The organism is Rhodomicrobium vannielii ATCC 17100 (genome assembly GCF_000166055.1).
GTDB classification, from domain to species: domain Bacteria; phylum Pseudomonadota; class Alphaproteobacteria; order Rhizobiales; family Rhodomicrobiaceae; genus Rhodomicrobium; species Rhodomicrobium vannielii.
The window spans coordinates 3,500,043-3,514,425 of sequence record NC_014664.1 but is presented as its reverse complement, the minus strand read 5'-3'; the positions used below and the strand labels follow the sequence as shown (position 1 = coordinate 3,514,425).

Annotated in this window: 11 protein-coding genes; 1 reads left to right on the top strand and 10 read right to left on the bottom strand. The window is 61.7% G+C overall.

The genetic code is table 11. From position 1 onward, the window contains the following. Positions 1-23: 23 nt before the first annotated feature. Both RVAN_RS16160 and leuB read right to left on the bottom strand, forming a co-directional pair. Positions 24-935, bottom strand: coding sequence for a hypothetical protein (locus RVAN_RS16160; RefSeq protein WP_041787772.1), 912 nt, complete (start codon positions 933-935; stop codon positions 24-26). A 37-nt stretch (positions 936-972) separates the two neighbouring features. Further along, positions 973-2,079 (bottom strand): 3-isopropylmalate dehydrogenase, encoded by a 1,107-nt coding sequence (leuB, locus tag RVAN_RS16155; RefSeq protein WP_013420777.1) that lies wholly within the window; start codon positions 2,077-2,079, stop codon positions 973-975. A 269-nt stretch (positions 2,080-2,348) separates the two neighbouring features. On the opposite strand from leuB, the gene RVAN_RS16150 reads away from it, so the two are divergent. Next, positions 2,349-3,452, top strand: a complete 1,104-nt coding sequence (locus RVAN_RS16150; RefSeq protein ID WP_081449504.1) for a glycosyltransferase — start codon at positions 2,349-2,351, stop codon at positions 3,450-3,452. A gap of 16 nt (positions 3,453-3,468) precedes the next feature. Here the strand turns inward: RVAN_RS16150 and RVAN_RS16145 are convergent, their stop codons facing one another. The 8 genes from RVAN_RS16145 to RVAN_RS19300 all read right to left on the bottom strand — a co-directional run bounded on the left by RVAN_RS16145 (position 3,469) and on the right by RVAN_RS19300 (position 14,037). Continuing rightward, on the bottom strand, positions 3,469-4,263 hold the full coding sequence (locus RVAN_RS16145; RefSeq protein WP_013420775.1) for an SOS response-associated peptidase: 795 nt from the start codon (positions 4,261-4,263) through the stop codon (positions 3,469-3,471). A gap of 262 nt (positions 4,264-4,525) precedes the next feature. After that, entirely contained in the window at positions 4,526-5,014 is a 489-nt protein-coding gene (locus RVAN_RS16140; RefSeq protein ID WP_013420774.1) for a cytochrome c-type biogenesis protein, read from the bottom strand. A 5-nt stretch (positions 5,015-5,019) separates the two neighbouring features. Beyond that, positions 5,020-7,020 carry a heme lyase CcmF/NrfE family subunit gene (locus RVAN_RS16135; protein WP_013420773.1) on the bottom strand — a complete coding sequence of 667 codons (2,001 nt, stop codon included), beginning with the start codon at positions 7,018-7,020 and terminating at the stop codon, positions 5,020-5,022. Between the two features lie 300 nt (positions 7,021-7,320). Next, on the bottom strand, positions 7,321-7,785 hold the full coding sequence (ccmE, locus tag RVAN_RS16130; RefSeq protein WP_013420772.1) for a cytochrome c maturation protein CcmE: 465 nt from the start codon (positions 7,783-7,785) through the stop codon (positions 7,321-7,323). After that, positions 7,782-8,891: a c-type cytochrome biogenesis protein CcmI gene (ccmI, locus tag RVAN_RS16125; protein ID WP_169309570.1), complete on the bottom strand. Its 1,110-nt coding sequence runs from the start codon at positions 8,889-8,891 to the stop codon at positions 7,782-7,784. The genes ccmE and ccmI overlap by 4 nt, the downstream gene beginning before the upstream one ends. A 280-nt stretch (positions 8,892-9,171) precedes the next feature. Beyond that, entirely contained in the window at positions 9,172-9,453 is a 282-nt protein-coding gene (locus RVAN_RS16120) for a hypothetical protein (RefSeq protein ID WP_013420770.1), read from the bottom strand. Positions 9,454-9,961: 508 nt separating this feature from the next. Beyond that, a complete protein-coding gene (locus RVAN_RS16115) occupies positions 9,962-12,496 on the bottom strand; it encodes an MtrB/PioB family decaheme-associated outer membrane protein (protein ID WP_013420769.1) in 2,535 nt (844 codons plus the stop codon). A 110-nt stretch (positions 12,497-12,606) separates the two neighbouring features. Then, positions 12,607-14,037: a DmsE family decaheme c-type cytochrome gene (locus tag RVAN_RS19300; protein ID WP_013420768.1), complete on the bottom strand. Its 1,431-nt coding sequence runs from the start codon at positions 14,035-14,037 to the stop codon at positions 12,607-12,609. Positions 14,038-14,383 lie beyond the last annotated feature (346 nt).

Genomic DNA, 14,383 nt, shown 5'->3' with positions numbered 1-14,383 from the left:
GGTTTGCTAATTCCTCAGGCAAATCAAGCGGCGCCGAAGATCTCGATCAGGCGGCCGCATAGCCAGAATTCGCCCTCGACGATCATGCCGGGTTCGAGCGGCTGCCTCAGCATCGCAGCGTCGGCGACGAGGTCGAAGGTGCCGCCTGCGGTCCCGATCACCGCCCAGGTGAATTCCTGCCCGGTGACAGGGTTCTGGCGAAGCTCCGCCTTCTGCACTTCGCCCGTGAGGAAGGCGCGGGCGGGTGCGCGGAAATCTTCCGCCTCCGGATCGAGGAACACGAGTTCGCTGTCGCCGCCGCCCGTGAAAAGCCCGCTAGCAAGGAAGGATCGCGGCGTGAATTTCACGGCCTTGTCGGCCTGTGTGGCATCGAAGGCGGCTTCGCTCTCGTAGACGGCCAGTTCGTGCGGGAAAGCGACGACCTGCGCGATGGCCATGAACGGCACGCGCTTCCCGGCAAAGCGGGCGAAATCAACCACGTCGATCAGCGCGATGGTCGGCCCGAGTTCCACATAGAAAGCGCCTTCGAACAGATTGTCGTCCGGTCGCTGCCGCAACGCGCGCACGCGAATTGGCGTGCGGCCTTCACCCTCGAAAAACGGCGTAATGCCTACAGCGATATACGGATCGGGGTCATTCTCTGCGGACTTCTGCATGTGAACCCAGAGTTCGGGGCCCACGGGCAGCCGCAGCCTGTGGTAGTAGCCGACGGGGCACGGCTCCTTGTCGCCGCCCTGTTCAAGCAAGCTGCTGACAAGCGCCGAAAGATCTTCGGCCGAAGCCGCCTTGAAACCGATAAGACTGAAGTGATCCGCCATCACCTCATCTCCTTCCCGCTGCCCATGGAAGCAGTCCGCGCCGAAGGACGCGAACTTCCGCAGTGTAAGACGGCTCTTGAGCTTCTCCGCGATTCCGTGAAGCGCGGAAATGCTCAAGATTTCTTTTCAAGCGCTTTCTTCGTGCACACTGGCGCTACGCCGCAAGCCGCTTCAGCTCCCCGACGATGGCCTCGCCCATTTCCACCGTGCCAACCTTCGTCATGCCGTCCTGCATGATGTCAGGGGTGCGAAGCCCCTTCGCGAGCACGCCGGCGATGGCCGCATCGACGAGATCCGCTTCCTTGCCAAGGTCGAAGGAGTAGCGCAACGCCATGCCAAGGCTTCCGATTGTGGCGATGGGGTTGGCGATGCCCTTGCCCGCGATGTCGGGCGCGGAGCCATGCACAGGCTCATAAAGCGCCGGGCGCCTGCCGTTCGCGTCCTTCGCGCCGAGCGAGGCGGATGGAAGCATGCCAAGCGAGCCCGTAGACATGGCCGCAAGGTCGGATAGCACGTCGCCGAACAGGTTGTCGGTCACGATCGTGTCGAACTGCTTCGGCCACTTCACAAGCTGCATCGCGCAGTTGTCCGCGAGCACGTGCGTCAGCTCGATGTCCTTGTAATCTTCATGGACGCGCGTCACGACGGACTTCCAGAGGACACCCGTGCGCATGACATTGTGCTTCTCGACGGAGGCGAGCCGCTTGCCGCGCGCCCGCGCCAGTTCGAACGCCACGCGCGCGATCCGGTCGATTTCGTGCTCGTAATAGAGCTGCGAGTCCACCGCGCGACGCTCGCCGCTTTCGAGCGTGACGATTTCCTTCGGCTCGCCGAAATAGACGCCACCGGTAAGTTCGCGCACGATCATGAGGTCGAGCCCCTCGACCACTTCGCGCTTGAGACTCGACGCCTCGGTCAGCGCGGGATAGCAGATCGCGGGACGGAGATTGGCGAACAGCTTCATGTCCTTGCGGAGGCGGAGCAGGCCGGCCTCGGGACGCTTGGCGTAGGGCACGTTCGCCCATTTCGGGCCGCCGACCGCGCCTAGGATCACGGCGTCGGCCGCGTGCGCCTTGTCCATCGCGGCATCGGAAATGGCCTCGCCATGCGCGTCATACGCGCAGCCGCCGACCAGATCTGTCTCATATTCGAATTGCGCGCGTCCGCTCTGGTTGAGCCACGCAAGAACCCGTTCGACCTCGGCCATCACTTCGGGGCCGATGCCGTCGCCGGGCAGAAGAAGCAGTTTTTTCTTTGTCATGTACCAAACACGCTATGTCTTACCGTCAGCCGGGGCTGACCAGTCTCATGGTGGTTAAATCACACACTGTGGCGCGAATCACGCTTTCCGTCTCAGCTCTGCACAATTTTGTGGTGATGCGACGCGGCCACTTCGCGTTCCGCCACGCGCTCGAAGCCTGACTTGCACGAGCCTTACAATCAACAGGCACATGCGCCAGAGTACTGCAACTTTTAATTGCATTTGCCGCTTGTCAAGCGGATCCTACCCGCTACGCAACCTAAACGCGCATGCGGGGAATGATGCAGTTCTGGCAACGCAGCGAAACGGAACCCCTGCGGCTGGTGCAAGCGATCGGAAGCCGCCACAAGGGAGGCGCCCAGCGCTTTACCATGCGGCTGGCGAAGGCCATGGAAGACGACGGCGTTCAGCACGGCTTTGTGGTCAAGCGATCCGGCTGGACCGAGGAGCAAATGCGCAAGACCAGGGTCAAGCTGCACAGCCTGCCCTTCGGCGGCGCGCTCGACCTGATGACGCCGGTCAAATATCCGCGCATCCTGAAAGAAGCGCGCGCGAACCTCGTACTGACGCATCTCGAACGCGCCACCAAGCGCACGCCGCGCGGACCGTGGGTTCATGTGGCCCGGCTCGGCGGCTATTACGCCCTGGAGGATTACGCGCGCTGCGACTATCTCATCGGCAACACGCCGGGCTGCCTCGATTATTTCCGCAGCGGCGGCTGGAGCGATGACCGCATTTTCTACATCCCGAATTTCGTGCCCGAGCTTGAACTCGGCGTCAAGAAGGTTCGCCGCTCCGATTACGGCACGCCCGACGACGCGCCGCTGATCGTTTGGACCGGGCGGATGGAGCACGAAAAGGGGCCGGATCTCGTGATCCGGGCGCTGGCTGATGTGCCCAGCGCCTATCTCTGGATGGTGGGGACGGGCCGCTTCGAGGCGGAGGTTCGCGCGGTTGCGACCCAGCTTCAGCTGAATGACCGCATCCGCTTCCTCGGTTGGCAGGACAATGTGCATCCCTTCCTCGCGGCGGCGGACGTGTTCGTGTGCGCTTCTCGTTTCGAGGTCTTCGGCAATGTGGTGCTGGAGGGCTGGTCGCACCGGCTGCCGGTGGTGGCGGTGCGTTCGCCGGGGCCGGAGCACCTTATCCGCCACGGCGAGACAGGCCTCCTCGTTCCGAACGAAGACCCGGCCGCCATGGCCGCTGCCTTCCGCAGCGTGCTTGGAGACCGCGACTTCGCTGTGCGTCTCGCGGCTGCCGGCAAGAACGAAGCGATGACGACCTATGCGGAGGCAGCCATCATGGCGCAATATCGCGTGCTGTTCGACGAACTCCTCGCGCGAGGCCGCGTCGGCAAGCGCGTTGCCGCCTAGCTTTTTTCACACACCCCTAAAACGGAAAGCTGAATTGGGTCGCCACGCGGTTCTCCCCGCCGTTACGCGCCGGGTCTCGCGGCTCATGGGGCGGCTCGGCAATAGCTTCGACAAGGCTCGGATCGTTGTTGCCAGGTGCGTTGACCCGCCGCGAGACGGGCCACATAGACAATTGATCGGGCGGATAGGGCTTGAGCAAGGACGCGTCTCCCGTCTCGATCCATGCGCGGGCATCCTCGGCGGCAAGAATGGCGGGCATGCGCTCGTGTATTGTCGCGAGCAAGGGATTGGCCGGCACGGTGATGATCGCGAAAGTCAGGCGGTCGTTCCACTGCTCCCACAAGCCGGCGAGCGATAAATGCGTACCTCCCGCGCTTGCGATGTAATATGGCTGTCGCCCGGACTGCTGCGGCGCTTGCCCCGATGCCACGGCAGCTCGCTCCGGCTCTTTGGATGCGCCCCGGCTTTTGCGCGTGCGCATCCCCATGCGACCCCACTCATAGAAGCCCGAAACGGGAATGACGCAACGCCGGGTCTGCAAGGCCTGGCGGAACGCCGGCTTCTCGCTCAGCGTCTCGGCCCGCGCGTTAATCAGTTTCGAGCCGATGGCCGGACCTTTCGCCCAGGGCGGAATGAGGCCGAACGCCATACGCGTCAGCGCAAGCCCGCCGCAGCTTCCCGCGATGACGACCGCCTGATTCGTCGGCGCGACGTTCCATGAGGCCGCAAGATCAGGGCAGATGTCGCCAACGATGCGGTAGAAGGCGAGGATTTCGGGACAGGAGAAAAGCTGCGTGAACCTCCCGCACATGCGGACTCCCCTGTGAAACCGCGTAGCGACCAACGGTCATCCGTCGTTTGCCACATACTTTAGAGCGCGCTTTCGATTGCGCGCGGCCCTTTTTTGCTTGAACACGATTCGGGTGCAAAACCGGCGGGCGGCAACTTCAATCGCGCAAAGAACGATGGCGAACGAATTGCATCGGCGGTTCTAGCGCGGAGGGGGCGGATGCCCTCCCGCACCCATGTTCGTGCCGACGCGCCGCCAAGCTCGCCTCAGACGTAAGCCAACCTCAGGAGCGCCTTTCACCGTCGAGAAGCGCCTGCAACTCGGCCTGCTCTTCCGGCGTGAGCGGCTTTGCGCGTACCGTTTCGACGGGCTTGCGTCGGACGAGTCGCGCGGCGAGCAAGAGCCCGCCACCGATGAGCAGCACCGGTGCGGCCCAGAGTAAAAATGTGTTGAATGTGAACGGCGGCTTCAGCAGCACGAAGTTACCGTACCGCGCCACGACGTAATCCAGCACTTCCCCGTTCGTCTGCCCTTTTTCGAGCTGCTGGCGGACGATGATGCGTAGATCCTTCGCAAGCGGCGCGTCGGAATCGTCGATGGACTGATTCTGACAAACGAGGCAGCGGAGCCCGCCCGAAATTTCGCGGGCGCGCTTTTCAAGCGCCGCGTCTTTCAATTGCTCCTGCGGGTCGACGGCGAGCGCGGGCGTGGCCGCTGCGGCGAACATCAGGGCGAGGAGCGCGAGGATGGGGCGCTGGCGTTTTGCGTTCATGGCTTTTACTCCGCTGGCAGCGCAGGGCTGACCTTGGGCGTTTGCGAAACCGGCGGCTTCGCGGCCCGCTGGCCGACACCGATGCGCAGCCGCCGATCCAGCAGCGACAAGAGTCCGCCGATGAACATGAGGACCGAGCCGCCCCAGATCCACCGCACGAACGGATGGTAATAGGCGCGGATCGAAAAGGCGCCGCCCGGTGCTTCATTGCCGAGCACGACATAGACATCCGCGAACGGACGCACCGCGATGCCCGCCGCTGTGGTGGATTGCGGCGGCGCGTCGTATTTCTTCTTCGCCGAGGTGATGGTGCCGATCACGCTGTCGCCGCTTTTCAGCTCGAAGTCGCCCGCCTGCGCGGTGTAATTCGGCCCCGGCTCGTCATAAACCTTCTTGAAGGTGATGCTGTAGCTGCCGACGTCAAGGCTGTCGCCGGGCTTCATCACGGCGAGATGCTCGGCGTTCCATGCGGTCGTACCCGCGATGCCGATCACGCTGACGGCGAGGCCGATATGGCCAAGCGTCGCGCCCCATTGCCCGCGCCGCATGTTCAGGATGCGGCGCGCCGTCTCGCCAAAGGACACTTGAGCAAAGCGCGCGCGCCAGAGAACTTCCCACACCGCGCCCGCGAACACCCACGCGCCGAGCGTCAGCGCAAGGCCGGTCTTGAAGCCTGCGCCCGCCACGATGGCAGCGATGCCGACCAGAATGGCCGCCACGGCAGCCGGGATAAGTCGCCGCGCTGCTTCGCCTAGGTCGCCGCGCTTCCACGCGATGAAAATGCCGAACGGAAGAAGCAGGAGCAGCGGCAGGAAGATCCAGACCACCGTCGAATTGAAAAACGGCGCGCCGACCGAGATCTTGTCGCCGGTGGCGGCTTCAAGTGCGAGCGGGTAGAGCGTGCCGACGAAGACGACGCCGCAAGACACCGCAAGGAACAGGTTGTTCAGCACGAGGCTCGATTCGCGCGACACCACCGAAAAGGCCGTGCTCGCGGCGAGCGCATTCGAGCGCCACGAGAAAAGCAACAGTCCGCCCGCCGTGAACAGGCTTACGATTGCGAGGATGAAGACGCCGCGCGACGGGTCCGACGCGAAGGAGTGCACCGAGGTCAGGACGCCCGAGCGCACGAGGAAAGTGCCGAGCAGGCTGAAGCTGAAGGTGAGGATCGCGAGCAGGATCGTCCAGGCTTTGAGGCTGTCGCGCTTCTCCATCACGATGGCGGAATGCAGGAGCGCCGTACCGGTCAGCCATGGCATGAGCGAGGCGTTTTCGACCGGGTCCCAGAACCACCAGCCGCCCCAGCCGAGCGTGTAATAAGCCCACCATGAGCCAATGGCGATTCCGATTGTGAGGAAGATCCACGCAGCGAGCGTCCACGGCCGCACCCAGCGCGCCCACGCGCTGTCGACGCGCCCGAGAAGCAGCGCCGCGACGGCGAAGGAGAACGCCATCGAGAAGCCGACATAACCCGCGTAGAGCAGCGGCGGATGGATCGCGAGCGCTGGATCTTGCAGGATCGGGTTAAGCCCCTGCCCTTCGAACAGCGCATTCGGGATGCGTACGAACGGACTCGACGTCGCGATAATGAACAGGGTGAAGGTGAAAAGGATCAGCCCCTGAATGGAGAGCACGGCCGAACGCAGGTCGAGCGGCAGGTTCTGCCCGAACAGCCAGACCGCCGCACCGAACAGCGCGAGGATCAGCACCCAAAGCAGCATCGACCCTTCGTGATTCCCCCAAACGCCCGATATCTTGTAAAGAAGCGGCTTCGCGGAATGGGAGTTTTCCCAAACATTCGCGACCGAGAAATCGGATGTGATATGCGCCCACAGCAGCGCAGCAAAGGCGCCCGCGATCAGCAGGAAGGCGATCGGAGCGGCGGCGTCGCCCATGGCCATGAGGCGGGTGTCGCGCGTACGCAAACCGGCAAGGGGCGCCGCGAATTGAACCACGGCGACGAAGAGAGCGAGGATGAGGGCGAAGTGGCCCAGTTCAACGATCACGGTCTTCTTTCTCCCATGCGCATCGTGCTATGGCGCATATTTTTGGTCCACCTTGCCGCATGCTCTCAAGCAAATTGCGCCTCAAGATCACGAGCAACCAAGTGATTCCGTGCAGTTTCGAATTTTGCATTTTGCTGAAGGGGGGCACCTGCAATCGTAAATGCAAATTCACTGCACGAGCGGTTTATGGGCGCCGCTTCGCATAATTGGTCGGCAGCGCTTCGGCCTCGCGCCTGTCCGCATTCGGTTCGCGACGCGGTGCCATTGAGCACCATGCGGCCCGTTGGCCACCGCCCAAGGTCAAGTGCCAGGCGTTGAAGCCGGTTGCTTGCCGCTTTGCTCCTGCCAATGGCCATTCTTTTTCAGCGCGGAGGCAACCTCCGGCGGCATGTAATTCTCGTCGTGCTTGGCAAGCACGGTATCGGCAACGAACACGCCGTTCACCATGCGACCTTCGGCGACCACACCTTGCCCCTCGCGGAACAGGTCAGGCAGGATGCCCTTGTAATTGACCGGCAACGAAGCCGCGTTGTCGGTGACGGTGAAGACGTTCAGTGCGTCGGCTTCGCGCTTGAAGCTTCCTGCCGCCACGAGCCCACCGAGGCGGAAACGCGTCGCAGGATCGGGCGCGGCCTTAGCCACTTCAGCGGGACTCATGAAGAACGTGACCTGAGTCTGGAGCGCGCTCAGAACGAGCGTCGAGGCCACGCCGATCAGCGCGAGGCCCATCACGATCAAAACCGCGCGGCGTTTCTTTCTCGTCATGTCTTCGGTTGCCCTCCCTGGCCGTTAACGCCAAGCCCCGCCTCATTTACGGCGGCTTCGATGTCTCGAAGCGCCTTCGCGTCGGATGCGAACGCCTGGCGCGCCGTCGCGGCGGCGTCCTTCGCCTTGTCGTTTTCCTTCAGCACCGCGTAGGAGCGGATCAGCCTGAGCCACCCTTCGAGGTCGGACTTGTTCTCCTTCAGGCGGGCGGCGAGGCCGTCCACCATGCCGCGGATCATCTTGCTCTGCTCATCAGGACTCGCCTGAGCGACATCGTTCGATTGAGCGGGCGCGGAAAGCGCGGCGAGGCGCTGGCTGACGAGCTGCCTGAGCGTGGGATGGAGGTCGCCCGCGAGCATGGCCTTATAGATTTTCTCGGCCTCACCCCTCCGACCGTCCTGCTCGGCGATCAGGCCGGTCCAGAGGCGGACACGAAGTGATGTCGCATCGAGTTTGGCTGCGGCCTCGAAAGCGAGCCGTGCGCGATCGTTGATACTGCCATCATTGGCGAAGGTCAGCGCTTCGCCAAGGCCGAGGAGCTTTTCCTCGTCCATGCCGCCATATTCAATCGCGCGAGCATAGGATTCCGCCGCTTTATCGAAAAGCCCGTTGCGGAAATAGACTGGCGCGATGCGCATCCACGCGGCGACGTCTTTCGGATTCTGGCGCAGGTCGCGCTCCGCCTTCGCAATGAAGACGTCGAGGGTCTGCATGTCCGGCGCGACGTTGAGGCGCGCTTCGAGCGGCATATCCCGCAAGCCTGGTTGTCCATAGGCGACATAGGTCGCGATGGTGCCGAGTGCGAGGAGCGCGGCCGTGGCGGAAGCGGCAATCGCGCCGGTCCGACCCGCGCCCTGCCCGCGCGATTGAGGGCTGCCCTGACGGCTGGAACGCAACAAGCGCCGGGAAAGTTCGAGCCTCGTCTGGCGCGTCTCCTCTTGGCCAACGGTGCCGCGTTCGGCCTCACGGTCGAGTTCGGCAAGTTGCGCCTTGTAGACTTCCACCTCGGACGCGGCCGCATGGGCATTGGCGGGCGCACGCCGGAGCGAACGCGTCACCGCCAAAATTACGCCGGCCGTTAATAAAGCAAAGATTATCCAGATCATCGCGCGCGACAGTACTCCGACAGCTTCGGGTGTCAAGGCCGTGAAAGACCAGTTAATGGGGACGAGATCAAGCTGTTCAAGCCGCATCCCTCATCGTTTGAAGCCGCTCACGGCAGGCTGGTCGAGAGGCGCGGAGGGCTCATCACCCCGGGAAAGCCCAACGGCCCCATACAGCGCAGGCCCCCGCCCGAACGCCGAAAAGGACGCGCCGCTAGAGCGACGCGCCCTCGGGCGCGGCAATCGGTCCCGTCGAGTCATCGGAGCGCGACGCCTACCCGCGCTAGCCTTTCTTGGAAAAGATCTTGCAGTAGCCGTTCGCGCTGACGGTGCCATCCACGACGCGACAGCTTGAGGGGGCTTGGAAGTGCTGGCACTTCCCACACTGCTTGTCGCCATTCGGCGATCCCTGATAACCGACGGCCGACTGCGCCGCCTTCTTCGCTACCTGCGCTTCCGCGCTGCCCGCCACGAGCCCGACTGCGCCGAGCGCGCCGAGCGCGTAAGCGCCGAACTTCAGGACTTCACGCCGCGTATTTCCGGCCTTGTTGCTGGTATCTTCCATGGGAGCGTTCCTTTTCCCTTTTGTTGGTTATCGTTCGCCGTTTTCCGGTTCTTCGCTATTGGCAGCCGCCGTAAATTCGCGCTGGCTACGATGATCGGCCCTGCATCAGCGATGTATCGCCTCTGAAGCGAGGGAATAAACATCCCGACAAAAGGACTCGGGTTACCTGTTAGCACTTGCAACAGGCGCATGTTAAAGCCTTCGTTTCAGTAGAAATTTCGCTAATCAGACCAACCTGACGGAGATAAACTTTATAGTGTGCTTAAGCTCGGCGTCAAGGCGAACGATAATAATTCCAAGGTAGCAAGCGTCGATTTTTTGCGCGGGATTGGCGAGCGGGAGAAGATGAGACCAGGGGCGGCGCCCGGTAAGCCCGGACACCGCCTTTGCACTCCAGTCGCCGCAAATCCCGTTCCCGTGCGCCGGGCCGCTGTGGGGACGTCATGGCCCGGCGCACGGAAGGTGAAACACGGTTGCGCCCCGCCTAAATACGGGCGAGGCGCAGCGCTTACCATTTGAAGTTCAGCGACGTAGCGACGACGTGAACATCATAGTTCGGGTTGTACGCCGCCATGGCGATATCGCGCGCCGTGTTGTCGACAAGGTACATATACGGCGTAACGAGGTCGTTCTGCCAATTCTTAACGCGCGACCGGTCCAAACTGTACTTAAGCTTCCAGTAAACATCGCCCTCAAAGCCGAGCTGGGAGACGAGTTCCGAATCGAGCTTGAAGCGGGATTGCAAGTCGATCCGCTGGAGCGTCGTTTTGACTGGGTCGATCGGCTGACAGGCGCCCGTGATGTTGCTGCCCGCTCCGCCTACGGGGTTACACACGCTGGTGGCACCCAACGCCTCCGTGCTCCAGTTCTCGTTGCCGAGCGCGATGGAGTAGCTGGCGCTGATATCGAACCGATCGTTGAAAATGAAGTTGGAGCCGAGAATGAAGGTATTTACGTTCTCCTTCATGTTACTTGACCAACGATTGATCGAGTCAAGAGCATTAGCTGTGCCGGTAGCCCCAGTGCCTGAGGTCGTGGTGCTGGTGCTTCCCGCCAGGTCCTTGTCGAATTCTTCGCGCACATAGGCGGCAGACACGGTCAGGCCCGGCCCAAACGAATAGGATGCTTCGAGGCCGCCGTTCCAACTGTTGTCCTTCAAAAGGCCCATCTCGTACGTGGAGTAGGTGTTTCCGGCAGCTGAGCCCGTACCGGCGATGGTGACCAGCCTGTTCGGGTCGGTCAGATAATTATCGTTGCGCAGCCCGAAGCTCGGTGTAAGAGACAGGTTCGGGACATGGGGAATATTATCGAACGTGAAGAGCACCATCGCCTTCTCGCGGTCGCGGTCGGCCAGATCGAGCTTGCGTACGCCCCAGTTCGTTCCACCGCCGCCGCCACCCTGCGTGTAGGTAATTCCGCCGACCACCTGAGGGTAGGCAGGGTAAAGATAATCATACCACGCTTTCGGATCGTAACGGTCGTAGCGCCGTTCCGAATACTGATAGCTGGCGCGAAGCTGCCCGATGTCGTCCCACCGCGCGTCGCCGTAGACCTTGCCGATATACTCGTTCGTTTGAAGCGCCTCGCGTTTCTCTCTGTCGATGCGCTCCCAACCGGCGCTGCCGCCGACCGAAGCATTCTTCAGCACGTGATAGGTCAGATCACCGGACGCATTCTGCTTTGTGTAGGAGTAACCGAAGTTTCTACGAGTTGCTGTTGAAGTTGCGCCGTCTTCCGTGACCCAGTTCCACGTGAGGACCGGAGTCTGGTTGTCGTTGTCGTAATAACGGTAACGGAATGTGGACTTCAGGTCGTCGGTTATTCTCGTGGTCAGCACGTTGTTGACGAGCAGCGTGTTGACTTCGCCGTTAAGGCTGGTCGCGGCGTTGGCGACCTGAATCGTGGTCGAACCCGGGATATAGTACGTGTTTCCCGTAGAACCCGTGGGGTCCTGGAACGGATCGTTCTGCCTCATGCTCGTGTACTGCACGGTATTCATGAAACGAGACTTGAACGGCAGATCGATGGCGGAGGTGACGTTACCCGAATAAGCCTCGTTGCTGGGCATCAGGCTGATGAGCGAGCAAGGGGCGTTTGCAGTTCCAGTGTAGGCGCTAGCGCAGGTTGTCCCCGTGGCTACGAAGGGATTCTCGACCGTATAGGAGGAGAAAGAGTTATCGAAAGTCGATAACCCGCCCGTGATCTTCACGTTGTATTTGCCGTAGGCCCACTCGCCGGATCGCTCACCCGACACTTTGGCGTTCTGGGTGGTGTCGTCAACTGGCCGCGGCATCTGAACCATAACAGGACCAGCGCCGCCACCCCAGTTGGTGCCCGCAATCTGAGTTCCATAACGATGATCATAGAAATAGTTGCCGCGAATCTCCCAGTGCGGGGTCGGCGTCCAACGCTGATCCGCTTCGAAGCGGTCGCGCTCTATTCCGATCCTGATAGTATTCCCCTGCGCGATGAGGCTCTGAATGGAAGCAAGATAAGCAGGGGTGGTCGTCGTATACGCCCCAACCTGCGCTTTGGGTGTCAGATGGTCGGTACCGACACCATTCCAGATGTTTAGAGCCGTCGTGCTGAAGAGGTGGGGGGTCTGGTCCCATGTGACGGTGCCGGAAAGCTCGCCCGTCACGAACCAGTCGAAGATATAGCGCTGGTTGTTGTTACCGATGTCCGTCGCGCGAAGCTCGGCCGCGTATTCACCGCTCTTGGTTTGGCCACCGACCGTTAGCTTCTCGAAATAGAAGCCCTGAGGCACGTTGCCGTATTCCTCGTACTTCGCGATGCTTTCGGCCTCAGGACGTTGAATGGTCGTGGTCGACCACTTGTTGCTTCCTAGTTCGCTTGGCTTTTTCGGAAAATACCGTCCGCCAAACTCGATATCACCCCAAGTATCCAGTTCGATTTTTTCGTCGGCGGCTGGCGCAACCGGCGCCGGGGCCGGTTTGTCGCCAGCTCGCGCCGACTGCAACGCGATAGATGCCACTGCAATAGACAGAAGACTCGTCAGCACTATTCTGCCATGAAACTCCATAATCCCCTCCCGCGCCGCCCAAGGCGCCTCTCCTGATCCGTCTCTCCGCCCTTTCCCGGCCGGTCCGCCCAAAGACCGGCCAGGTTCTTGTTTTTAAGTCGTTTTTTGTATTACCGGTGCCATCTCGATCCGGATGGCGCGTTCGAACCGTGGATGTTGGTGTGGCAGTTCTGACAAGCCTGACTGACGATACGGCGGTTGTTGTTGGTTACGGTGGTCTGTCCGAGGCTGGCGACGTCATGCGGTGCCGTATGGCAGCGCTGGCAGAGCCGCGGACGAGACACCACGAGCAGGCTGTTGTGCATCGAGCCATGCGGTTCGTGGCAGTTCATGCAGTTCTCACGAACCGGCGGATGCTCGAACAAGAACGGACCGCGCTTGTCGGCGTGGCACTGGTAGCAGGTGTCGTTGACGGTTGCTTCCTTGAGCATCGCCGTTTCCGACGCGCTGCCGTGCGGGTTGTGACAGCTTGAGCAGCTGATCTTGCCCTCGATCATCGGCATGTGTGCGGTGCGGAGGCTCTGCGCGCGGCGATCCTTGTGGCACTGGAAGCAAGTGTCCTGCACGGTGCCCTTCGCCAGTTGGAAGCGCGGCGAGGTCTTGCGCATGACGGTGTGGCAGTCGGTGCAGGCGACGTCGCGCGTCTCGTGCGTGCTGCCCTTCCAGTAGGTGCGGTCGTTCTTCTCGTGGCACTGCAAGCAGACGCCGTTTGTGTCGGCAACTGAGGTGCGCGGATCGGATTTCCGGAACGACCGGATGCCGCCGCCGAGACGACCGCCGCCACCGTTCACGTGACCGGAGGCCGGGCCGTGACAGGTTTCGCAGTCCATCTTGCCTTTGGGCGTGTCCTTGCCCGCCTCGAAGTTGCGGCCCATCACCGTGAATTTGAACTCGTCGAACAGATAGGCGTGGCAGACCTTGCAAGGCTCGGAGCCGACATAATACCGGCCTTCCGGATCGTCGGGCGCGGGGCGGACCACCTTCGCCTTGCTGTCGGCGGCGGCATCAGCGGCCTTCGCCTTGCCCCCAGGCGCTGGCGCCTTGGCGGCCGGGACAGATTCCGCAACCATGATCAGATGCTCGGTCTCGGCATCGGCGTTGCTGCTGGACCGTTGAGAGCCACCGACGAGGCCGGCTTCCGGCGTAAACAGCGCATGATTGAGAAGCGCTTTCGCGGGGCTCGCCTTCGACGAAGGCAGACCTGCGTGCGGGCTCGCGCCCATGCCCCCGTGCGGGCTTTTTGCGCTGTGAGCGCTCTTCCCGCTGTGAGCGCTTTTTGCGCCGTGAGCGCCACCTGCAGACTCCATGCTCGAAACGTCGGGGTGTCCGGCCGGAAGCGGCTTTTCGCCCGCTTGAGCCTGCATCGCATACACGAAGACGTCAGAACCGATTGCAGCGGTTTGTCCGGCGGTCGCCTGCCCGGCCGTCATTGCGATCAGAAAGCCTATTGTCGGCAGGGTCCAGATCGCTCGCAGTGGAAGGCGCAAACGCCCCCGCTCCGGCTCTCCACTCGAAGAGCCGGCCAAAATAGAGAAAAACATTACGCCCCCTCCTTGCCCATTTCTGCACGCGCGGACCGGATTGAGAAGCGGCCCGTTGTCGCTTGTATATTGCGCGCGCAAGTCAGATTATTACGAAGGAGCAATCATATACGCAAGAAGGCTTTCGCTCGTTCTTTAGACGTTGGAACGGTTATAAATAAAAGGCGGAGCCTATGTTGCAGTATCGCAACAAAATTACAAACGGGGGCAACATAGCGTAATGAGAAATACTACCATAGATTTGTGATAATCATTTTTACGCAATCTGAAATTGTACCGGCGAAGCGATTTTTAGTCCGCGCATGGGCGAACGCGGCAGTGTTGGAAGCTTGGGTTATCGAATCAC